This window comes from Arthrobacter sp. UYEF20, from assembly GCF_040546335.1.
Lineage (GTDB): Bacteria > Actinomycetota > Actinomycetes > Actinomycetales > Micrococcaceae > Arthrobacter.
Window position 1 is genome coordinate 45,081 of record NZ_JBEPNP010000007.1, and the last position, 21,519, is coordinate 66,599.

At 68.6% G+C, this 21,519-nt stretch carries 15 protein-coding genes and 3 tRNA genes; 13 read left to right on the forward strand and 5 right to left on the reverse strand.

Annotation, left to right across the window (positions count from 1 at the left end; all coding sequences use genetic code 11):
• Positions 1–128 precede the first annotated feature (128 nt).
• Positions 129–216: transfer RNA gene (locus tag ABIB26_RS09940), tRNA-Ser, on the forward strand.
• A 170-nt stretch (positions 217–386) separates the two neighbouring features.
• Here the strand turns inward: ABIB26_RS09940 and ABIB26_RS09945 are convergent.
• Both ABIB26_RS09945 and ABIB26_RS09950 read right to left on the reverse strand, forming a co-directional pair.
• A complete protein-coding gene (locus ABIB26_RS09945) occupies positions 387–872 on the reverse strand; it encodes an endonuclease domain-containing protein (RefSeq protein WP_354242057.1) in 486 nt (161 codons plus the stop codon).
• A gap of 4 nt (positions 873–876) precedes the next feature.
• Entirely contained in the window at positions 877–1,326 is a 450-nt protein-coding gene (locus ABIB26_RS09950) for a hypothetical protein (RefSeq protein WP_354242059.1), read from the reverse strand.
• A 376-nt stretch (positions 1,327–1,702) separates the two neighbouring features.
• Here ABIB26_RS09950 and ABIB26_RS09955 point away from each other — a divergent pair, with 376 nt between their 5' ends.
• From ABIB26_RS09955 to ABIB26_RS09965, 3 genes are all read left to right on the forward strand, one after another.
• Positions 1,703–2,506: a VOC family protein gene (locus ABIB26_RS09955; protein ID WP_354242062.1), complete on the forward strand. Its 804-nt coding sequence runs from the start codon at positions 1,703–1,705 to the stop codon at positions 2,504–2,506.
• Positions 2,507–3,059: 553 nt separating this feature from the next.
• A complete protein-coding gene (locus ABIB26_RS09960) occupies positions 3,060–4,499 on the forward strand; it encodes a glycosyltransferase family 2 protein (protein ID WP_354242065.1) in 1,440 nt (479 codons plus the stop codon).
• Positions 4,496–4,723 (forward strand): hypothetical protein, encoded by a 228-nt coding sequence (locus ABIB26_RS09965; protein WP_354242068.1) that lies wholly within the window; start codon positions 4,496–4,498, stop codon positions 4,721–4,723. Before ABIB26_RS09960 ends, ABIB26_RS09965 begins: the two co-directional genes overlap by 4 nt.
• Positions 4,724–4,839: 116 nt before the next feature.
• Here ABIB26_RS09965 and ABIB26_RS09970 read toward each other — a convergent pair whose 3' ends face one another.
• On the reverse strand, positions 4,840–7,020 hold the full coding sequence (locus ABIB26_RS09970) for an FAD/NAD(P)-binding protein (protein ID WP_502913649.1): 2,181 nt from the start codon (positions 7,018–7,020) through the stop codon (positions 4,840–4,842).
• Positions 7,021–7,101: 81 nt separating this feature from the next.
• Here ABIB26_RS09970 and ABIB26_RS09975 point away from each other — a divergent pair, with 81 nt between their 5' ends.
• The 4 genes from ABIB26_RS09975 (at position 7,102) to ABIB26_RS09990 (ending at position 13,028) form a co-directional block, all read left to right on the forward strand.
• Positions 7,102–9,411, forward strand: coding sequence for a prolyl oligopeptidase family serine peptidase (locus tag ABIB26_RS09975; protein ID WP_354242070.1), 2,310 nt, complete (start codon positions 7,102–7,104; stop codon positions 9,409–9,411).
• Between the two features lie 85 nt (positions 9,412–9,496).
• Positions 9,497–9,584 (forward strand) — tRNA-Ser (locus ABIB26_RS09980).
• Between the two features lie 246 nt (positions 9,585–9,830).
• Entirely contained in the window at positions 9,831–11,504 is a 1,674-nt protein-coding gene (locus tag ABIB26_RS09985) for a phytoene desaturase family protein (RefSeq protein WP_354242072.1), read from the forward strand.
• A gap of 24 nt (positions 11,505–11,528) precedes the next feature.
• Positions 11,529–13,028, forward strand: coding sequence for an MFS transporter (locus tag ABIB26_RS09990; RefSeq protein WP_354242074.1), 1,500 nt, complete (start codon positions 11,529–11,531; stop codon positions 13,026–13,028).
• Here the strand turns inward: ABIB26_RS09990 and ABIB26_RS09995 are convergent.
• Positions 12,973–15,174: a RecQ family ATP-dependent DNA helicase gene (locus ABIB26_RS09995; protein WP_354242076.1), complete on the reverse strand. Its 2,202-nt coding sequence runs from the start codon at positions 15,172–15,174 to the stop codon at positions 12,973–12,975. The two genes, ABIB26_RS09990 and ABIB26_RS09995, sit on opposite strands and share 56 nt — an antisense overlap.
• Positions 15,175–15,330: 156 nt before the next feature.
• Between ABIB26_RS09995 and ABIB26_RS10000 the strand changes: the two genes are divergently transcribed.
• The 4 genes from ABIB26_RS10000 (at position 15,331) to ABIB26_RS10015 (ending at position 19,111) form a co-directional block, all read left to right on the forward strand.
• Complete coding sequence (locus ABIB26_RS10000; RefSeq protein WP_502913654.1) at positions 15,331–16,743, forward strand: phosphomannomutase/phosphoglucomutase; 1,413 nt, start codon at positions 15,331–15,333, stop codon at positions 16,741–16,743.
• 37 nt (positions 16,744–16,780) lie between these two features.
• The gene (locus tag ABIB26_RS10005; protein WP_354242081.1) at positions 16,781–17,254 is read left to right on the forward strand and encodes a hypothetical protein; all 474 of its coding nucleotides are present in this window, start codon (positions 16,781–16,783) and stop codon (positions 17,252–17,254) included.
• A gap of 20 nt (positions 17,255–17,274) precedes the next feature.
• Positions 17,275–17,724, forward strand: coding sequence for an RrF2 family transcriptional regulator (locus ABIB26_RS10010; RefSeq protein WP_354242084.1), 450 nt, complete (start codon positions 17,275–17,277; stop codon positions 17,722–17,724).
• A 226-nt stretch (positions 17,725–17,950) separates the two neighbouring features.
• Positions 17,951–19,111 (forward strand): globin domain-containing protein, encoded by a 1,161-nt coding sequence (locus ABIB26_RS10015; protein WP_354242087.1) that lies wholly within the window; start codon positions 17,951–17,953, stop codon positions 19,109–19,111.
• A gap of 91 nt (positions 19,112–19,202) precedes the next feature.
• Here ABIB26_RS10015 and ABIB26_RS10020 read toward each other — a convergent pair whose 3' ends face one another.
• Entirely contained in the window at positions 19,203–21,029 is a 1,827-nt protein-coding gene (locus ABIB26_RS10020) for a phosphoenolpyruvate carboxykinase (GTP) (protein ID WP_354242090.1), read from the reverse strand.
• Between the two features lie 278 nt (positions 21,030–21,307).
• On the opposite strand from ABIB26_RS10020, the gene ABIB26_RS10025 reads away from it, so the two are divergent.
• Positions 21,308–21,381: transfer RNA gene (locus ABIB26_RS10025), tRNA-Arg, on the forward strand.
• The last annotated feature ends 138 nt before the right edge of the window (positions 21,382–21,519 follow it).

Consider the following 21,519-nt stretch of genomic DNA (forward strand, 5'->3'; position numbering starts at 1 on the left):
AGGAATGCGCCTGCGGCAGGCCGCATCCGGCGACACTTCCTCCAGAGTATGTGGGGGAAGCGTCCCTGTCCGCGAGCGCGCGCACGTTTTTTGTGGCAGCCGACTGCCTATGGAACACTACTCGTTAGGGAAGGTTGTCCGAGCGGCCGATGGAGCTGGTCTTGAAAACCAGTGTGCGGTGACCCCGTACCAAGAGTTCGAATCTCTTACCTTCCGCGAATAATGCCCCTGGCTCCTGCGCTTGCTGCAGAGCCGGGGGCATTTTTGCGCCCTCTGGCCGGGGGCTCAGTCGTCGCGCGGGCAGATCAGGGCGGATCCGCGGCCGTTATTCGCCCTGATCTGCCCGCGCAGGAGCCGGGCAGCCGAATGTCTTCTCCCGCGGCCGGTCATCGAGGCCAGCCCTGCGCCATCAGGGCCCGGCGGACGCGCATCAGCACCCAGGCATCGCCGCTCCTGACGTCGAGCTTGTTGACCACGAACTGTCGCCACCCCGCGCTGACGGTGCGTTCGTTCCGCAGCGCATCGGACTGCTGCTGGGCCGGCGTCAGGTGGTGGCCGCCGTCGTACTCCACCGCCAGCCGGTAATCCAGGCAGGCGAGATCGATCCACAAAGGGGTTTCCAGCGAGTCCACCAGGATGTAGTTCGGTTCGAAGACCGGCATCGCGGACCGTTCGAATAGTAGGCGGAGCCGGGTCTCGGGCGGAGAGTCGACGCCGATGCGAACCAGACCGAGAGCCTGTCGAAGCAGCCGCAGGCCAGCCACTCCATGGAGCCGGCCGGAGTAGGCCAGGAGATCCGGGAGCGGCAGGCGTGCGGTCCGGGGGTGGTAATACCGCGTATGTTCGCAGACCAGATCGTCGGCGATGACCACGAGGTCATCCAGGCCCAGGCCCGGCCAAATCCAGCAGGGTCCGCGGTATGGAGGTGACCGGAACCCGGTCCAGGATCACGACGTCGTCCGGCGCGAGCGGGGAACGGTGACCGATGACCCCCTTCCGGCGGGGTGCGGCGGAACCGCTGCGGGTCATGTGCAGCAGCCGGGCCGACAGCGGAAGCCGCGTGTCCGCCAGGTTGTCGGGGAGTTTGAAGGAGTGGATCGCTGCAGCGGAGTAGAAGCTGACGGTGTCCGGTGTGCCCAGCAGGGTGTATGGGCGTGCCCTTGCCAGCAGCGACTGCTCCCGGGCGGCGGGAACCCGGATGCCGCGGCTGGGGACGTGGAGGTCCTTGGCCTTGGCCCGCCATGGGGAGAGGCCCTGCAGCCGGGCTTCGCCGATGGTGAAGGAGCTTGCCGCGAGTTCAGCAGGCAGGGGTTTCCCTGTCGTCATCCGCCCATTAGGCCACAGGACGGGCCGACGTACGGCGGGTTATCCACAGCCCTGGCGAGCGCGTGGGCGGGCGCAGTGCAGGGGGCGCGTGGCGGGCGCAGTGCAGGGCCAGGGCCCAGCACGGGCAGATCAGGGCGAATCCGCGACGGCGATCCGCCCTGATCTGCCCACGCAACACTGCCCACGAAGCACTGCCGCGGCCGGGACGACCCGGCGGCCCGCGGCCCCTGCGCCCCCCCGTCGGACAAACAGACCGAATCCGCCCGAACCATTGAAACCGTCGGTCCCCCGGCATAGTCTCTCTGATGTCTCCACCACCCACACGAATCCGGCGGCCGCAACTCGCGTGTGCCGCCAGACAGAGCAGGAGCCTGCAATGCCAACACCTGAACACACCAACGGCGCACCATGCTGGAACGACCTGATGACCTCGGACACCGAAAAAGCCAAGGCGTTCTACGGGACGCTCTTCGGCTGGACCTTCCAAACCGGCGACGAGGAAAAATACGGCGGGTACATCACGGCGGCGAAGGACGGGAAAACCGTTGCCGGCATGATGCAGAAGGACGACTCGATGGCGGGCATGCCGGACATATGGAGCACGTACCTGCGCTCGGAGGACGCCGCGGCCACCGTCAAGGCCGCGACGGAGCACGGCGGCCAGGTCTACATGCAGCCCATGGACGTCCTCGAGCAGGGCAGCATGGCCATGATCGCCGACGCCACCGGCGCGTCGGTCGGCGTGTGGCAGCCGGCAGAAATGAAGGGCTATGAGCTGGCGGCCGAGCCCGGCGCCCCGGCCTGGCACGAGCTCCACACCAAGGACTACGCCACCGCCGTCACGTTCTACCAGGACGTGTTCGGCTGGGACACCGACGTCATGAGCGACACCCCGGAATTCCGCTACACGACACTGGGTGCCGGAGACGCCGCCAAAGCAGGGATCATGGACGCCTCCGCCTACCTCCCCGCCGAGGTCCCGTCCAACTGGCAGGTCTATTTCGCCGTTGAGGACGCTGACGCCTCCATCGAGAAGGCCGTTTCCATGGGCGCCCGGGTGATCGACGGGCCGGACGACACCCCGTTCGGACGGCTTGCCACCCTTGCCGACCCCACCGGCGCCATGTTCAAGATCGTGGCTGACACCGGACAGGGGGCTCAGTCCGCCGCGGACGCCTAGCCGACCGCCTAGCCGAAGGGGTCCTGAGCGCCCCGGAATAACCTCAGGGCTTTAGCAGCCATCTTCGACGTCCCTGCAGCGCCGGCACGTCCAAGGCCGCGACTCGCCACAGATGGCCGCTATCCCGCCCGTTTAGCAGCCATCTTCGTCACTTCGGTGTCACCCGCGCTGCCTCCAGGGCCGCCCCAGCGACCCGGGCTGCCTCCAGGGCGAAGGGCCGCGACTCGCCACAGATGGCCGCTATCCCGCCCGGATAGCGGCCATCTCCGTCAATTGGATGCGGCGTTGGCTCGATCGCCTGGATCCAGTACCAGAAGTGCTTCAAAGGCTAGTTCCGTAGCCTTTGAGCAGTGAGCATGCCCTCCCCTGGGCTGCAGCACGGGACATATTACCCATATGTCCAGTGTTCAGCCCGGGGGTGGGGCATGCTCATTCTTTGTTGGGGCGGAGGTGCCGGGGACCCAGTTCGTTCCCGCGGCCGGGTCTTCGTGCTCGTGACCGCTGGGGCCAGCGTGACAGGCGGTGCACAGGAGACACTGGTAATGTCTGGCCAATGGGCAGGGGAAGGTTTCATCGGGCGGTTGGCATTGTCATAGCACTGGCCGCCGCCGGCGCAGCGGCGCTGTTGTGGTTTGCGGTCGCGGCCGGGGGTCCGCGGGCTGACGAGTCGCCGAGCCACGGACTGGTCCTGGGCGTCTGGAACGTCCTCTACAACACCGATGCGCCGGCTCTGCGCAATATTGTCGCCGCAATTGCCCTCGCCCTCCTGCTGGCCGCCGGAATCGCGCTGCTGGAACGCCGCATCACCAATAAATCGCGCCGTTCGGCGAATCCCCAGGCCGCCCCGCTTGCGCCGCGGATCGTCATGGCGGACACGCGAGAGGTCTATGCCGGTCCCGTGACCGTGACGGTGCTGATCCCGGCGCACAACGAACAAGCGTCGCTCCCCACCACGATCGCGTCCCTCCTGACCCAGTCCCACCGCCCGGGGCGCATCATCGTGGTCGCGGACAACTGCACCGACAGCACGGCCGCGCTCGCCCGGCAGGCCGGCGTCGAGGTCATTGAGTCCGTCGGAAACACCAAGAAGAAGGCAGGCGCACTGAACCAGGCCCTTAAACAGCTGCTGCCCGGCCAGGGCGACAACGACGTCGTGATGGTGATGGACGCGGACACCAGCCTCGACGACGGCTTCCTGGCCGCCGCAGTGGCACGCTTCACCGACGACCGGGCCCTCATGGCCGTGGGCGGCCTCTTCTACGGGGAGGAGGGCCACGGCGTGCTGGGGCAGTTCCAGCGCAATGAATACATCCGCTACGGACGCGAGATCCGCCGACGCCGGGGCCGCGTCTTCGTGCTCACCGGCACCGCGTCCATGTTCCGGCCCCGCGCCCTGCGCACGATCGCCGCGCAGCGCGGGGACTCCCTTCCGGGCAACCCCGGCGATGTGTACGACACCGTTGCCCTGACTGAGGACAACGAGCTGACAATCGCCCTGAAGTCCCTCGGCGCCCTGATGATCTCGCCGGCCAAGTGCACGGTGGTCACCGAACTCATGCCCAGCTGGCGCACCCTCTGGTCCCAGCGCCTGCGCTGGCAACGCGGCGCCCTGGAAAACATCGGCGCCTACGGCGTGACCCCGCAGACCGTCCGGTACTGGGCACAGCAACTCGGCATCGGCTACGGCGTCATTGCCCTGAGCGCCTACCTCCTGCTCATCCTGCTCATGATGTTCTCGCTCGATGTCTGGATCTGGTTCCCGTTCTGGCTGGGCCTCGGCGCAGTGTTCATCACGGAACGCGTCGTCACGGTGTGGAAGGGCGGCTGGCGGGCACGCCTGCTGGCCGTGGCGTTGTTCCCTGAGCTGCTCTTCGACATGTTCCTCAACATCGTCTACGTCAAAGGCATCATCGACATCGCACTGGGACGCACCGCCAACTGGAAACACCTCACCCACGAGGCCGCCCCCGAGATCGTGAAAGCACAGGGATGATCCCCGCCGTCAGCCCCCTCGTCCCCACCGGTATTCTGCTTCCGGAGTCGGTCCTGCACACCGAATGGTTCGCCATCCTGGCGACCTTCGTGGCCATCAATACCGTCATGTATTGCGCCTTGGCGGTGGCAAAGATCCTGCCGAAGCTGCACCCCAGCTCCTGGCTCCCGGTGCGCCACGAACGCACCGAGACCCGAAGCATCTACCCGGACGCGCCGCGGTAAGAGAGCCTTTCAGCACTGAGCATGCCCTCCCCTGGGCTGCAGCGCTGGACATGTTGCCACTATGTCCAGTGCTCAGCCCGGGGGTGGGGCATGCTCATTTTTCGTGACCGGGAATTCTAGGATCCCAGGATGCCGCGGGCTATCTCGTCGGCGTCGCGCAGGGTGCGCTGGCCGCTGCGGTAGGCGGGGCCGTTCTTTTGCCGGGCCTCGGCCGCGATGGCGGTCCCCCACTGCGCCGCGGAGAGCTGCAGCCCGAGGACATAGAGGCCCTCGGTCACGGAACCGTTTGAGCCCAGCGGCCGGTACGGGTGCGGAGAAACGTCCAGGCCGGAGGTCTGCACCGGAACCCCTTCCACCGTCATCATGAGGCGCGGCCGCACCAGCCCCTCCGCGAACAGCTGTTCCAGCAGCGCCGACACGTTGACGGCAACCCTGTTCGCCGGCGCAAGCGCTTCAATCAGGGCACCGGCCGCCACGGCCTCGCCCTGTGCCCCGCCGGCGCCTGTCCCCCGGGTGCCCGTTCCGCCGGCGCCCCGGCCGCCAGAGCCAGAGCCAGAGCCAGAACCAGAACCAGAACCAGAACCAGAACCATGGCCACCCACCCACGGTGACGCCGCGGTAAAGGTCCCGGCCGTGCGGTCCACGCCGAACTTGGGATCCGGCCCGACGAACCGGACGACGCCGGCACGCGCCAGCGCTGCCAGCTGTTCGGCGCGCAGCGCGGGCGGGCCGCTGGCAAGGCCTTCGACGAACGACTCGAACCAGCCGCGCAGCCCTGCCACCCACGACTCGTCCGTGATGCCGCCGTCGGCCACCGCCGTCTTCAGCACCGCCCGCCCGTGGTGCAGGGCTCCGATCGCCATCTTGACCGGATCGTCCTCCCCCAGCGCGGAGCGGCGGGCATCGTCGAGAAGATACTCGACGACGGCGGCGTCCAGCTCCGCCCGGGAGTCAAAGGAACGGCCGGCCAGCGGTGCCGCCAGGCCCAGCAGGTCCAGCCGGTGGGCGGGCCGGACATGCACCGCGATCGCGGAATCCACCGCGTCCTCCCATTTGGCCGCGCTGTGCGCGTGGGGGCGCAGCGCCTCCTCCAGCGCCCGCAGGAACTCGGTGGGATCGGTCAGGATGGCGCCGGGCTGCGAGCGCGCGAGCGTCGAGTAGTACGCCCACACGGCGTCGCGGTGCAGGAGCGGCCAGAGGTCGTGGTCGAAGGCGGGCTGAATCCCCGCCTCGCCGAACCTCGCCAGCGCGCTTTCGGTGCAGTACCGCAACGTCACGGCGGAGGGGTAATACCCGGCCAGGGCGGCCTTGGCCCGGTACGGAGTGCCGCGGCGCGAGGCGGCGATGATGAGCGGTTCCAGGCCGGACGGCCGGTAGCTCAGCCCGCCGTCGTCCCCGGTCAGGAAGGTGCCTCCCCGCCCCTCGGTCAGCTGGCCCATGACGTCGAAGAAATTCAGGCCCATGCCGCGCACCAGCACCGGCTTGGCGGCCGGCACCCGGGACCAGTCGACGTCGGCCGGCGCGGCCGGCGGCAGGTACAGCAGCCCCAGCTCCTCCGCCGCGGCCTTCAGCTCCCGCTGTTCCGGGCTCAGCCGCGATTCCAGATGGCCCAGAGCCAGCACCACCGAGTCGACGGTAAGCACCGTCCCGCCCGCCAGCCCGACGTCGAACCTCACCCGTCCGTTCAGGTCACCGTCATGCCCGGTCCCGGCGTGGGATCCGGTCCCGGCGGCGGGCGCGGCCGCGGCCGTGGCGTCGGCCGTGGCGTGGGGTGCGGTCGCGGGGGCCGCCGCGTGCCGGACGGAGACCGCCGTCGTCTCGTGGAATTCCACCGTGACCCCCGCGGGCAGCACGGAGAGCAGTTCCTCGAGCGTGCACCGGAGGTAACGGCCGTACAGGGCACGGCTGGGGAAGTCCGCGGAGCCCAGGGCGGCGAGCTCGGCACGTTCGTCCGCGGTCAGCGAAGGGTGCGGACGCCGCTGCTGCAGTTCGCGCCAGCGGTCAAAGGTGTCCCCGGCCAGCGGAGGCGCCAGCGCGGGGTCCTCGGGAACGATCGTGGGGTAGAACGACTGCGTGTTCATCAGGTAAAGCCGGGACTGTCCGGGCTGCCACACATGGCCCGGGCCGGCGGGGTAGGGATCAACCACATCGATGTGGAGCGTCGCGTCCGGGCCGGCCGGCGCCCAGTTGGCGAGCAGCCGCTCCAGCACGCTCGTGCCCCGGGGACCGGCGCCTATCAGTGCCGTCCGGATGCTTTGCGATATGCCCACGGCATCCAGCGTATCGGCAACCGGCATACTGCCTGACCGGCGGACGCCGAGCATCGGCGAGGGTCGCTTGACTTGCTAGCCGCGCGCTGATGTTGCTTGGATGGAACGATGACCACCACTGAAGCTGTTCACCCGCCCGCGTCCGGCCACCCGTCCGGACCCGCCGCCGGTGCAGGAACCGCCCCCGAACCCGTCGATGAGAACATCTGGCTGGAGGAGATCTACGGCGAGGAGCAACTGGCCTGGGTCCGTGAACAGAACGCCAGGACGGAGGATCTGCTGCAAAATGCCGAATATGCCCGGCTCGAGGGCAGCATCCTTGAAGTACTGGACTCCACGGACCGGATTGCCATGGTGGGCAAGCACGGCGATTGGTACTACAACTTCTGGAAGGACCGGGACAACCCCAAGGGGCTGTGGCGCCGGACCAGCTGGGAAAGCTACCGCAGCGGAACACCGGAGTGGGACATCCTTTTGGACGTCGACGCCCTGGCCGCAGCCGAGGGCCAGGAATGGGTCTTCCACGGCGCCAGCTTCCTCCGCCCGGCCCAGGGCGAGCCGCACCGGCGTGCCCTGCTGGCCCTCTCCCCCGACGGCGGCGACGCGAACCGCCACCGCGAGTTCGACGTCGGGAGCCGCAGCTTCGTGGACCCGGCCGACGGCGGCTTCGATCTGCCCACGGCGAAGGGAAACGCCTCCTGGCTCGACGCGGACACGATCCTGGTGGCCACCACGGCCGAAGGGCTGCCCAGCACCACCTCCTCCTACGCCCGGACCGGCGTGAAGCTGCGCCGCGGCGGTTCCCTGGCCACCGCAGAGCGGCTGTTCGAGATCCCCGAGCACCACATGATGGCCCTGGTGGCCCACGACTCCACGCCCGGCTTCGAACGGACCTTTGCCGTGGACTGGATCAGCTTCTTCGAGAAGAACACCTCGGTGCTTCGTGACGGCGAGTGGGTGCAGATAGACGTTCCGGCCGACGTGAACCTGAGCTCGCACCGCGAATGGCTGCTGTTCCGGCCGCAGAAGGACTGGAGCGTCAACGGTAGGACGTACCCGGCAGGAGCGCTGCTCGCGGCCCGTTTCGAGGACTTCCTGGCCGGCAGCCGGGAGCTGTCCGTGCTCTTCACCCCGGACGGGCACACCTCGCTGCAGTCCTGGAGCTGGACGCGGGACTTCCTGCTGCTGAACCTGCTCCGCGACGTCTCCTCGGAGATCCGGGTGCTGGATCCGCAGCGCCCCGGCACGGACGCGGCCTGGGCGTCCACCGTGCTGGACGCCTGCCCGCCGCTGCACGACGTCAACGCCTTCGCGGTCGATGACGAGGACGGCGCCGACGGCACGGATAACGACGACTCTGACGACGACGGTACCGGCGGCGGCGCCGCGGTGTCGGAGGGGGAAGCCCCCGGCGCAGGGAACGACTTCTGGCTCGTGGCCACAGGCTTCACGACCCCGAGCACCCTCACCCGCGGGACGCTCAAACGTGACGGTGGCTCCGGGGCTGACGCCGGCGTGGCCAGCACGCACGAGGTGATCCGCTCCTCGCCGTCGTTCTTCAATGACGAGGCCTACGAGGTCCAGCAGCACTTCGCCGTGTCCAAGGACGGCACCCGGGTGCCGTACTTCCAGGTGGCGTCCAAGGATCTGGTGCTCGACGGGCAGAACCCCACCCAGCTCTCCGGCTACGGCGGTTTCGAGATTTCCCGGACGCCGGCCTACAGCGGCGCGGTCGGCCGCGCCTGGCTGGAACGCCGCACCGAGGAGTCCGCCGGCCATGACGGGGACGGACCGCACACGCGTGGCGGCGTCTACGTCGTGGCGAACATCCGCGGCGGCGGCGAATACGGCCCGTCCTGGCACCGCGCCGCGCTGCAGGAGAACCGGCACCGGGCGTACGAGGATTTCGCCGCCGTCGCACGGGACCTGATCTCCCGCGGCGTCACGTCGCGCCACCGTCTGGGCTGCGTGGGCGGCTCCAACGGCGGCCTGCTGGTGGGCAATATGCTCACCCAGTACCCGGAGCTGTTCGGGGCCGTGTCCTGCGGGGTCCCGCTCCTGGACATGCGCCGCTACACCAAGCTGTCCGCCGGCTACTCCTGGATCGCCGAATACGGCGACCCGGATGTGCCCGAACAGTGGGAGTTCATCAAGACGTTCTCGCCGTACCATCTGCTCCGGGACGGCGTGGAATACCCGGAGACGTTCATCTGGACCGCCACCTCGGATGACCGGGTGGGGCCGGTCCAGGCCCGGAAGATGGCTGCCCGCATGCAGGCGATGGGGATCCCCAACGTCTGGTTCCATGAGGCCCTCGAAGGCGGCCATGCCGGCGCCTCGGACAACCGCCAGGCCGCGGCCCTGCAGAGCCGCAGCCAGCATTTCCTGTGGCGCGCACTCGCCGGCAGCGGAGCCTGAACGCCGGGGCGATCGACCGGGCCGGCGCCGTTTTGCACTGCATGGCCCCTTCTGCGTATCCTTGGTTGGCTAGTTACTAGCAATTGGAGACGTGCCAGAGCGGCCGAATGGGCTTCACTGCTAATGAAGTGTGGGGCACAACTCCACCGGGGGTTCAAATCCCCCCGTCTCCGCGTTTGGCCCCGGTCCTTGACCGGGGCCTTTTGCGTACCCGGAGCGTTTCGCCGGCTGAGTGCCGGCGGCTCCCACTTGCACTTGCTTCCGGGCGCGGGGGTAGTCGCGCGGGCAGATCACGGCGGATCGATGCCGCACATCCGCCCTGATCTGCCCGAAGGCTCCGGCTCCGGACAGGCCACGCCGGCGCGTCCGGGTGCCGGACATCCGAGGCCATCCTGCCGGCCGGATGGCAGGATAGGCCCATGTCCAGCAACCCTATGCCGAGCACCAGCGCGTTTGACGCGATCATCGTAGGCGGCGGGCACAACGGCCTGGCCGCGGCAGCATACCTGTCCCAAGCCGGCCGCAAGGTCCTGCTGCTGGAAAAGCTCGAGCACGCCGGCGGCGCCGCGGTGTCTGCCCAGGCGTTCGACGGCGTCGATGCCCGCCTCTCGCGCTACTCCTACCTCGTCAGCCTCCTGCCGCAGCAGATCATCGACGATCTCGGCCTGCGCATCGAGCTGGCCCGGCGGCGGTATTCCTCGTACACGCCCGACCCGGAGGACGGCAGCCGGGCCCTGCTCATCGACAACGGGGACGACGGCGCCACCGCCGCGTCCTTTGAGGCCATCGGCGCTCCGCATGGCGAGTTCCGCGCCTTCACCGGGTTCTACGCGGGCTGCCGCCAGCTCACCGAGGCCCTTTGGCCCACCATGACCTCACCGCTGCCGACCCGGTCCCAGGCCCGCGCGCTGGCAGTGGAGGCCGGTGCGGAGGAAGCGTGGGAGGCCATGATCGAGCGGCCGATCGGGGACGTGATCGCCCGGGAACTCCAGCACGATCTGGTCCGCGGGGTCGCGCTGACCGACGCCCTGATCGGAACCTTCGCCCGGGCGGACGACGAGGACCTGCAGCAGAACATCTGCTTCCTGTACCACCTGATCGGCGGAGGGACCGGCGACTGGGATGTGCCCGTCGGCGGCATGGGCGCAGTCTCCGGAGAGCTGGAACGCGCCGCCCGCGGCGCCGGAGCAACGATCCTTACCTCGGCCGAAGTCACCGCTGTCCGTCCCGGCGGCTTGGTCAGCTACCACCACGACGGAGCCGAGCACACGGCCGCGGCGCAGTGGGTCCTTGCCAACGTGGCCCCGCTGGTTCTGGACCGGCTCCGGGCATCCGGATCCGCCCCGGCCGCCCGGGTGCCGCGCGCGACGCAGAACCCGAACCACCTGCGCGAAGGCGCCCAGGTCAAGGTCAACCTGCTGCTCAAGCGGCTCCCCCGGCTGCTGGATGGCAACGTGAGCCCGGAGGCGGCCTTCGGCGGGACGTTCCACATCAACGAGACCTGGTCCCAGCTCGACGCCTCCTACCTCGCCGCCGCGTCCGGGACCATCCCGGATCCGCTGCCCTGCGAGATCTACTGCCATTCCCTCACGGACCCCAGCATTTTGTCCGCCGATCTGCAGGCGGCCGGTGCGCACACCCTCACGGTGTTCGGCCTGCACGTCCCGGACCGGCTGATCACCGAGGACAACAACGAGGAGCGGCGCGCGGAGCTCCAGGCCGCCGTGCTGAAGTCGCTGAACTCGGTGCTGGCCGAACCGGTCGAGGAGCTGCTGCTGACCGGACCGGACGGCCGCCCGTGCATCGAGACGAAAACCACCCTGGACATCGAACGGGCCGTCGGGATGCCGCGGGGCAATATCTTCCACGGTGGCCTCGACTGGCCCTTTGCGGAGGACGGTGCACCCCTGGACACGCCGGCCAGGCGCTGGGGCGTCGCGACGGATGACCCGCGGATCCTGCTTTGCGGTTCCGGCGCCCGGCGCGGCGGTGCCGTCAGCGCCATCGGCGGACACAATGCGGCCATGGCGGTGCTGGAGTCCGGGCCGCCCGATTCCGGCCCGTTGGAATCCGGCCGTGTCCCTCAGTGCTGAGCCCGGCGCCGCGGCGATCCCAGCATGAGTGAGCCCTCGCCGCCTTCCGGCGCACCTGCGGAGAGTCCCGCAAACAACTCCGCAGGCAAGTGGAGCCCCCGACTGGCCCTGCTGGTCGCAGCGACGTTTTTTATGGAGTTCCTGGACGGCACCGTCCTGACCACGGCGATCCCCAGCATCGCGGCGGACTTTTCGGTCCCGTCAGCGGACGTCAACATCACCATGACCGCCTACCTGATGACGGTGGCGATGGGGATCCCGCTCAGCAGCTGGCTGGCCGAGCGCCTCGGGGCGCGGCGGGTGTTCTGTCTGGCCATCGCGACGTTCACGGCGGCCTCACTGTTGTGCACGCTGAGCCAGGACCTGACCATGCTGACCCTGAGCCGGGTGCTGCAGGGCGCGGGTGGCGCCATGATGGTTCCTGTGGGCACCCTCGTGGTGCTCCGCGGAACGGCAAAAAAGGATCTGCTCCGCGCGACGGCCTACCTGGTGTGGCCCGGACTGCTGGCACCTGTCCTCGCCCCCTTGGTGGGAGGCGCGCTCACAACGTTCCTGTCCTGGCACTGGATCTTCCTGATCAATCTCCCGCTGGGACTCGCGGCGTTCCTCGCGGCGCTGCGGCTGGTCCCGACCGCCCCGGGTGACCGCACCCGGCGCCTGGACTGGCTGGGACTGGCCCTGACGACCCTGGGCGTAGGGTGCCTCGTGGTGGGTCTGGAGCTGGCCGGCGGCCACGACTCCGGCGCCTTGGCCGCCATCAGCTTCACCGCAGGGCTGCTATTCCTCGGCGCGGCAGTCTGGTGGCTGCGGCGGGCGCGCTCCTCCTTGTTCGACCTGGGAGTCTTTTCCACCCGGACCTTCCGCGCCACGGCGACCGGCGGCTTCATCTACCGCCTGACCATCAGTGCCGTGCCCTTCCTGCTGCCACTCATGTTCCAGAACGGCTTCGGCTGGGATCCGCTGCACGCCGGAGTCCTCGTGGCGGCGGTGTTCGTCGGCAATATCGGGATCAAACCGGTCACGACCCCGCTCATCCGTCGCTTCGGCTTCAAACCGGTGCTGGTCTTCGCGTCCCTGGCCTCGGCGGCCACGTTTGCGCTGTGTGCCCTGCTCGACGCCGGCACCCCGGAACCGCTGATCTTCGCACTGCTCGTAGCCAGCGGAGCCTTCCGGTCCATCGGTTTCTCGGCCTACGCCTCGGTGCAGTACGCCGACGTCGTTCAAGCCCAGCTGCCGTCCGCCAACGCCGTCTCCGCAACCCTCGTGCAGCTGGCAACGGCCGCCGGGATCGCCGTCGGGGCGCTGCTGATCCGCGTTTCCGAGGCCAGCGGCCCGCTGCTGGGCGGGGCCGTTGCTGCCGGCGGGGATCCGGCAGCACCGTACCGGGCAGCGTTCCTGGCGATTGCCGCCGTCATGCTCCTGAGCACCCTGGACAGCCTGACGCTGCCCCGTCATGCGGGGGCTGAGGTCAGCCGGCCTGGCCAAGCACCAGCGGCAGCACCGCGCCGGCGCCCGCGAGCCTGAGAGCCCGTCCGGCGACGGTCACGGTCCAGCGGCTGTCCATGAGGTCGTCAATGAGCATCACGCTCTGGCCCTGCAGCCCGGTGAGCGCCCCTTCCAGTTCCGGCCCCACCACGAGGCGGTCCCAGACCCCGGCGAGCCGGTAGGCGCTGTTGCCGCCGCGGCCGCCCGTGGGGCCGCCGTGTTCGAGGTCCAGCTGGCCGAGGTACGGGATGCGGCCTATCTCCGAAATGCCACGGGCCAGCGAATCAACGAGTGCCGGTTTGCTGCGGGACGGGACGCTGATGATCGCGGCGGGCCGGCCGGCACCGCTCCACCCCGGGGTGCGCGCGTCTCCGGTTCCCCACTCCCGCAGCACCTGGACGCAGGCCTGCAGCATGCCGGAGTCCACCGTGCGGTCGGGCGCTCCGGCGGCGAAGGTCTCGCGCAGGGCGCCGCCCCAGCCCAGGTCCGTAAGCCGGGCCAGCGCCCGGCCGCTGGCCACGCTTTCCTCGGGTTTGATCTTGCCCTTCACCATCACGCCGAGGCGGTCCATGCCGCTGGGCCACTGCAGCCTCGGTTCCAGCGGCACGCCGGCGCGGCTCAGCGTCTGGCCCGCGGCTTCCGTGGCGGAGGCGGCAATGTCTGCCGGGAACCACTGGCCTGCGCAGTTGTCGCACCGGCCGCAGGCGTGGGCGGTCTCGTCGTCCAGGACCGAGGTGATGTATTCCATCCGGCACCCGGCGGTGTCCTGGTAGATGACCATGGAATCCTGCTCGTCCACGCGGGCCTCGGCGATCCGGCTGTACCGCTCGGCGTCGTACACCCAGGGCTGTCCGGTGGAGCGCCAGCCGCCGCCCACGCGTTCCACGGCGCCGTCCACGGCCAGAACCTTCAGCAGGAGTTCCAGCGGCGTCCGGCGGAGATCCACCCGGGCCTCCAGCGCCACGGTGGACACGGCGGTCCCCGCTTCGGCCAGGGCGGTGAGGACGGCGGCGGCCTTTTCCTCCGAGGGCATCGACGCCGTGGCGAAGTACTGCCAGATGTCGCGGTCCTCGGAGCCGGGCAGCAGCAGGACATCGGCGTTCGCGGCGCCACGCCCGGCGCGGCCCACCTGCTGGTAGTACGCCACCGGGGAGGACGGCGCGCCCAGGTGCACCACAAAGCCCAGGTCCGGTTTGTCGAAGCCCATGCCGAGTGCGGAGGTGGCCACGAGGGCCTTGACCTGGTTGTCCTTGAGGAGCTGTTCCGCCCGTTCCCGGTCCGCGGGGTCGGTGCGGCCGGTGTAGGCGAGCACCTCGTGCCCGGCTTCGGCCAGCAGGCGTGCGGTGTCCTCGGCCGCGGACACCGTGAGCGTGTAGATGATGCCGCTGCCGGGCAGGTCCAACAGGTGCGTCAGCAGCCAGCCCAGCCGGTCGCGGGAGTCCGGCAGGCGCAGCACGCCCAGCCGGAGCGACTCGCGCCCCAGGGCGCCGCGGATGGTCAGCACGCCGGCGCCGAGCTGCTCCTCGATGTCGTGGACCACCCGGGAGTTGGCGGTGGCGGTGGTGGCCAGGACCGGAACGGAATCCGGCAGCTGTGTGATCAAGTCCGCGATGCGCCGGTAGTCGGGCCGGAAGTCGTGGCCCCAGTCGGAGATACAGTGCGCCTCGTCGATGACCAGGAGCCCCGTGCGGCGGATCAGCTCGGGCAGCTGGTTCTCGCGGAAGGACGGGTTCGTCAGCCGTTCCGGGGACACCAGCAGCACGTCCACCTCGTCGGCCGCCAGCTGCTCACGGACGGTGTCCCACTCCAGCTGGTTGGCGGAGTTGATGGCAACGGCGCGGACCCCGGCCCGGGCTGCGGCCGCAACCTGGTCGCGCATCAGCGCCAGCAACGGGGAAACGATCAGGGTGGGCCCGGCGCCGCGCCGGCGCAGCAGCAGCGAGGACACGAAGTACACGGCCGACTTTCCCCAGCCGGTGCGCTGCACGACGAGGGCCCGCCGGCCGCCGTCGACCAGCGCCTCGATGGCCTCAAACTGGCCGTCATGGAACTCCGCGGCCGGGTGCCCGACCAGCTCGCGCAGCACTTCCTGGGCCTGTTCCCGCGTCCCGGCAACTCCATTGGAACCGGAGGCATGAGCGGGGTTGGAGGCGGAGAGGACTGCAGCGTTCTGGTTATTGGCCATTGCTCCAGTATCCCAGCCCCGTTCGACAGCCGCGAAGCCCGGGGCCCCGACATGTGGACAATCACATCGGCGCGGCACCGCCGCTGCTACTCCGCGGCTCCGCCACTGCTCCTCCACAGTGCAATACGGCTTCCCCGTAAGATTGGACGCGTGACTATGCCTAAGACAAAGACTTTTGACCTCTCGGCCTCCTTCAAGGCCTACGACGTGCGCGGAATTGTGGGCGAATCCATCACCGCGGAAATCGTCGAGGCCGTGGGTGCGGCGTTTGTCGACGTGCTGGAACTGGACGGGCAGACCGTACTCGTGGGCGGCGACATGCGGCCCTCCTCCCCCGAGTTCAGCAAGGCCTTTGCCAACGGCGCCGCCAGGCGCGGAGCCAGCGTCCAGCTGCTTGACCTGATCTCCACCGATGAGCTCTACTACGCCTGCGGCGCTCTCAACGCAGCCGGCGCCACGTTCACCGCGAGCCACAACCCGGCCGAATACAACGGCATCAAGATGGCCAAAGCCGGTGCCGTGCCGATCTCCTCCGAAACCGGGCTTAAGGAAATCCAGGCCCTCGCCGAGCAGTACCTCAACTCCGGCGCCATCCCCGAGGCCGCCCGCCGTGGCCTGATCGGCGTGCAGGACGTCCTCAAGGACTACGCCGCATACCTGCGCAGCCTCGTGGACCTCTGCGGCTCGCGGCCCCTGAAAGTCGTGGTGGATGCCGGCAACGGCATGGCCGGCCTGACCACCCCCGCGGTGCTCGGCGCTGCCCTGCTGCCCAAGCTTCCGCTGGAGATCGTCCCCCTGTATTTCGAGCTCGACGGCTCGTTCCCGAACCACCCCGCCAACCCGCTGGAGCCGGAAAACCTGCGGGACCTGCAGGCCGCCGTCGTCGAACACGGCGCAGACATCGGCCTGGCCTTCGACGGCGACGCCGACCGCTGCTTCGTCATCGACGAGCTCGGTGAGCCCGTCTCGCCCTCGGCCATCACCGGAATGGTGGCCCGCCGGGAGATCGCCCGCGCGCAGGGCCTGGGCGAGGCCAACCCCACCGTCATCCACAATCTCCTGACCTCCCGCGCCGTTCCCGAACTGGTGGAGAGGCACGGCGGCCGGGCCGTCCGCACCCGGGTGGGCCACTCCTTCATCAAGGCCGACATGGCCGCGGAAGGCGCCATCTTCGGCGGCGAGCACTCGGCCCACTTCTACTTCCGGGACTTCTGGAATGCGGACACCGGCATGCTGGCCGCCATGCACGTCCTGGCCGCCCTGGGCGAACAGGACGGTCCGCTGTCCGAGTTGGCCCGCGAATACGAGCCCTACGTCTCCTCCGGCGAAATCAACTCCGAGATCGACGACAAGGCCGGCGCCGTGGAACGGGTCCGCCGCGACTTCCAATCCGAGGACGTCGAGCTGGACCACCTTGACGGCAGCACCTTCATCGCCACGGACGGCAGCTACTGGTTCAATCTGCGCCCCTCCAACACCGAGCCGTTCCTCCGGCTGAACGTCGAGGCCACGGACAAAGACACCATGGAGCGCATCCGCGACCGTGTCCTGGCCCAGGTCCGGGGCTAGGCCCGTGCTGGATATGCCCTCAGAAATGCCCTCAGAAATGCCGTCAGCAATTCCCGCCGGCTCCTGGCGTGACTCGGTGCCCGAGGCAAGTGCCACGGACCTGGAAAACCTGCTGGGCACCGGCGTCGGTGCGGCGCAGGAGCAGCTGGAACGCAACGGCGGCTTCCTTCCCTTCGCCCTCGTCGTCGAGAACGACGGCGAGGTCCGCCTGGTAGCCGTGACGCCCGCCGACGCCGCCGACGGCACGGACGCGGACTTCGACGCGGATTCGATGATCAGCGACCTCAAGGAGTTGCTGCGGCAGCACCGGGATGAGTTCCGTGCCGCCGCCGTGGTCTGCGACATCACCCTGCTCGAAGAGGACTCGGACGCCATCCACGTTGCCGCCGAGCACCAGGACGGCTCGCTGTTCGCCGCGGTCCTCCCGTACACCGCGAACCCCGACACGCATGACCTCGAATTCGGCCAGCTCGCCGCCGACACCAACGAACCCGCCGTCTGGGTGGACTAGACCACGCGTAAGCTGGTGCCATGAAGATCAACGCCTTCGCGGACGTGAGCCTGCGCGCCATGATGGTGCTCGCGGCCGCTCCCGACGGCGGCCTGATGACCACCCAAAGCGTCGCCGACGCCGTCGGCACGCCGTACAACCACGTCAGCAAGGCGATGGCAAAGCTGCGCGAACTGGGCCTGATCGACGTCGAACGCGGCCGCCGCGGCGGGTCGCGGCTGAGCAGCGCAGGCCGGGCCGCCACCGTCGGCCAGCTCCTGCGCCAGCTCGACACCCGGACCGACCCGGCCGACTGCGTCGTGGCCACCGGCACCTGTCCCCTCATCAATGAGTGCCGGCTCCGCGGCGCCCTGGCCCGGGCCCGCGAGGCGTTCTACCGGGAGCTCGACGGCGTCGTGGTCGCCTCGCTGCCCACCTCGCGGCAGATGAACCCCGTGTTCCAGGCAATCGGCCTGCGCCCCGGGCTCTGACAGGCCGCACCGGCCCAGGCGCCGCCTGGCCCCCGCTCACCCCGGCTCGCCCTGGCAATCTGCTGGGATTCCACCGGCCCATGCCACCCGCCACGCCCGGGAATCCCGCCGATTTGTCGTTGTTTTCTACGCCGTGTAGAACTGAACTATAAATACTCGTATTTCAAATGCAGGTATTCATCACGGTCCGGCTGAAGACCCCCGGGCCACTATCTCAGGAGTCAACATGCTCTCGGACAAGTCATTCCCCGTCATCCAGGCCACCCTCCCGCTGGTTGGATCCCGGATCGGGGAGATCACGCCCAAGTTCTATGCCCGCCTCTTCGCCGCCCACCCCGAACTGCTGGACGGGCTCTTCAGCCGCTCGAACCAGCGCAACGGCAATCAGCAGCAGGCCCTGGCCGGAAGCATCGCCGCTTTCGCCACCCACCTGGTGAACAACCCCGGCACCCTGCCGGAGACCGTCCTCGCCCGCATCGCCCACCGCCACGCCTCCCTCGGCATCACCGAACCGCAGTACCAGGTGGTCTACGAGCACCTGTTCGCCGCCATCGCCGAAGACCTGGCCGAGGTCATCACTCCGGAAATCGCCGAAGCCTGGACCGAGGTCTACTGGCTCATGGCGGACGCGCTGATCAAGCTGGAGAAGGGCCTCTACGCCGCCCAGGCCAACGGCGAGATGTGGAGCCCGTGGCGGGTCGCCGCCAAGACCCCCGCCGGCACCGGTTCCGTGACCTTCACCCTGGAACCGGCCGACAACACACCTATCACCCCCGCCCTGCCGGGCCAGTACGTCAGCGTCAAGGTCCAGCTCCCGGACGGACTGCGCCAGGTCCGCCAGTACTCGTTGTCCGGCGAGGCCGGCACCAGCCGCAGCTTCACCACCAAGAAGGACGACGGCGGCGAAGTCTCCCCGGTGCTGCACAACACTGTGGAGCTCGGCGACATCCTCGAGATCTCCAACCCCTACGGCGAAATCACACTGAAGGAAGGCGACGGCCCCGTGGTCCTGGCCTCCGCCGGCATCGGCTGCACCCCCACCGCGTCCATCCTGCGCTCCCTCGCCCAGTCCGGCTCGGACCGCCAGGTCCTGGTCCTGCACGCGGAAAGCGATCTGGACAGCTGGGCCCTCCGCGGCCAGATGACGGACGACGTCGAACGCCTCGACGGAGCCGACCTCCAGCTCTGGCTCGAGCAGCCGTCAGCCGGGGCCAAGCAGGGCTTCATGTCCCTGCGGGAAGTGGATCTGCCCGCCAACGCCTCGCTGTACCTCTGCGGACCGCTGCCGTTCATGAAGAGCATCCGCAACGAGGCCATCAACGCCGGCATCCCGGCCACGAAGATCCACTACGAGGTCTTCGGCCCGGACATCTGGCTCGCCAGCTAGCCGCTCGCGCCGGCCGGTCCGAGGAAGCAGACGACGGCGGCCCGGCACCTTTCGCAAGGTGCCGGGCCGCCGTCGTACTATACGGGCGAAACTAGCTGAGGCGCGCCTTCAGTCCTTCGAGCTCGGAGCGCAGGGCCTCGGGCAGGGAGTCACCGAACCGGGCGTACCACTCTTCGATGGAGGCCAGCTCGGTTGCCCATTCCTCGGGGTCGACGCGGACTGCGTCTTCCACCTCGGCCGGGGTCAGGGCCAGGCCGGTGACGTCCAGTGAGTCGCCGGTCGGCACGTAGCCGATGGGGGTCTCGACGGCGTCGGCCTTGCCTTCGATGCGCTCGATGGCCCACTTCAGGACGCGCGCGTTGTCGCCGAAACCGGGCCACGCGAAGCCGCCGTCGGCGGTGCGCCGGAACCAGTTGACCAGGAAGATCTTGGGCAGGCGTTCCTGGTTGGCCTTGGCGGACAGGTTGACCCAGTGGTTCAGGTAGTCCCCCGCGTCGTAGCCGATGAACGGCAGCATGGCCATCGGATCGCGCCGCAGCACGCCCACCTGGCCGGCAGCGGCCGCCGTGGTCTCCGAGGACAGCGTGGACCCCATGAAGACGCCGTTGGACCAGCTGCGGGACTGGGTCACCAGCGGGACGGTGGTCTTGCGGCGGCCTCCGAACAGGATCGCGGACAACTCGACGCCGTCCGGGCTGAAGTATTCCTCCGCCAGCATGTCGATCTGGGAGATCGGCGTGCAGAAGCGGGAGTTCGGGTGGGCTGCCGGCTTGTCCGAGTCGGGCGTCCACGAGTTGCCCTGCCAGTCGGTCAGGTGCGCCGGAGTCTCCTCCGTCATCCCTTCCCACCAGACCCCGCCGTCGTCCGTCAGGGCGACGTTGGTAAAGATGCTGTGGCCCTTGGCAATGGCGCGCATGGCGTTAGGGTTGGTGCCCCAGCCGGTGCCCGGGGCCACACCGAACAGGCCGGCTTCGGGGTTGGTGGCGCGCAGTTCGCCTTCCTTGCCGATCCGCATCCAGGTGATGTCGTCACCGAGGGTTTCGACCTTCCAGCCCTCGATCGTCGGATCCAGCAGGGCGAGGTTGGTTTTGCCGCAGGCGGAGGGGAATGCCGCGGAGACGTAGTAGTTCTTCTGCTCCGGCGAGGTCAGCTTGAGGATGAGCATGTGCTCAGCCAGCCAGCCTTCGTCGCGGGCCATCACGGACGCGATGCGCAGGGCGTAGCACTTCTTGCCCAGCAGGGCGTTGCCGCCGTAGCCGGAGCCGTAGGACCAGATGGAGCGCTCTTCGGGGAAGTGAACGATCCACTTATCCGGGTTGCAGGGCCAGGCGACGTCGGCCTGGCCGGGGGCCAGAGGTGCGCCCAGGGAGTGCAGGGCGGGGACGAAGAAAGCGTTCGTGGCGGTGATCTTGTCCAGGACCTCGGTGCCGATCGTGGCCATGATGCGCATGGAGGCGACAACGTAGGCGCTGTCCGTGATCTCGACGCCAAACTTGGGATCCTCGGCATCGAGGTGGCCCATGACGAACGGGATGACGTACATGGTGCGGCCGCGCATGGAGCCGGCGAACAGACCGCGCAGCTTCTGCTTCATTTCCGCCGGCGCCATCCAGTTGTTGGTGAAGCCTGCATCGCGTTCGTTTTCGGAGCAGATGAAGGTCTGCTCTTCGACCCGGGCCACATCGGCGGGATCGGAGAATGCCGCGAAGGACTTGGGGAACAGCTTCTGGTTCAGCCGGGTCAGCGTGCCTGCGGCGACGAGCTCGTCCGTGAGCCGGGCGTTCTCCGCTTCGGAGCCGTCAACCCAGTGGATCCGGTCCGGCTGGGTCAGTTCAGTTACCTCTTCGACCCATGCCAGCAGGCCAGCATGTGTGGTGGGTGCTTTTTCAAGCAACGGCAGTCGCGCCAGATCGCCCATTACGGTTCCCTTCCTCGGGTTCAGTGGTGTGTTCCTAAATGTAGGGCTAGATCACCCCCTCAAAAGTGGTTCAGATATGGGATGTCCGGGCGCCCGGAAATCAAAAACCCCGGAAATTCAACGAACCCTCGCCTCCACAAGGCCCCAGTTTGTGACTAAGGTCACGTAGACCGGTCTAGTCGGGCAGATTACACCCGTTTCGATTTGTAACTACGGCACCCCCTCGCGTAAAGTAATTCGAGGTTCGGGGAGCGAGAAGTGCTTCAAGAGCCGAGAATGCGCCCATAGCTCAGCTGGATAGAGCGCCTGTCTACGGAACAGGAGGCCGGGGGTTCGAATCCCTCTGGGCGCACAGAACAAGAAAATCCGCACCGGTCCCCCGGTGCGGATTTTCTCGTTTAAGCCCTGCTCCGCAATCCCCTCGCCGATCCGGCGCCGGATTGCGTCGAAGCCGGATTGCGTCGGTGCCGGATTGCCTCGAAGTGGCGGC

Excerpts from the sequence above, each read along its gene's own strand:
- ABIB26_RS10000 (WP_502913654.1), top strand. The coding sequence starts at position 15,331 with ATGCCTAAGACAAAGACTTTTGACCTCTCGGCCTCCTTCAAGGCCTAC.
- ABIB26_RS09995 (WP_354242076.1), bottom strand. The coding sequence starts at position 15,174 with ATGGCCAATAACCAGAACGCTGCAGTCCTCTCCGCCTCCAACCCCGCT.
- ABIB26_RS09990 (WP_354242074.1), top strand. The coding sequence starts at position 11,529 with ATGAGTGAGCCCTCGCCGCCTTCCGGCGCACCTGCGGAGAGTCCCGCA.
- ABIB26_RS09970 (WP_502913649.1), bottom strand. The coding sequence starts at position 7,020 with ATGCCGGTTGCCGATACGCTGGATGCCGTGGGCATATCGCAAAGCATC.
- ABIB26_RS09965 (WP_354242068.1), top strand. The coding sequence starts at position 4,496 with ATGATCCCCGCCGTCAGCCCCCTCGTCCCCACCGGTATTCTGCTTCCG.
- ABIB26_RS09950 (WP_354242059.1), bottom strand. The coding sequence starts at position 1,326 with ATGACGACAGGGAAACCCCTGCCTGCTGAACTCGCGGCAAGCTCCTTC.
- ABIB26_RS10020 (WP_354242090.1), bottom strand. The coding sequence starts at position 21,029 with ATGGGCGATCTGGCGCGACTGCCGTTGCTTGAAAAAGCACCCACCACA.
- ABIB26_RS10005 (WP_354242081.1), top strand. The coding sequence starts at position 16,781 with ATGCCGTCAGCAATTCCCGCCGGCTCCTGGCGTGACTCGGTGCCCGAG.
- ABIB26_RS09975 (WP_354242070.1), top strand. The coding sequence starts at position 7,102 with ATGACCACCACTGAAGCTGTTCACCCGCCCGCGTCCGGCCACCCGTCC.
- ABIB26_RS10015 (WP_354242087.1), top strand. The coding sequence starts at position 17,951 with ATGCTCTCGGACAAGTCATTCCCCGTCATCCAGGCCACCCTCCCGCTG.
- ABIB26_RS10010 (WP_354242084.1), top strand. The coding sequence starts at position 17,275 with ATGAAGATCAACGCCTTCGCGGACGTGAGCCTGCGCGCCATGATGGTG.
- ABIB26_RS09960 (WP_354242065.1), top strand. The coding sequence starts at position 3,060 with ATGGGCAGGGGAAGGTTTCATCGGGCGGTTGGCATTGTCATAGCACTG.
- ABIB26_RS09985 (WP_354242072.1), top strand. The coding sequence starts at position 9,831 with ATGTCCAGCAACCCTATGCCGAGCACCAGCGCGTTTGACGCGATCATC.
- ABIB26_RS09955 (WP_354242062.1), top strand. The coding sequence starts at position 1,703 with ATGCCAACACCTGAACACACCAACGGCGCACCATGCTGGAACGACCTG.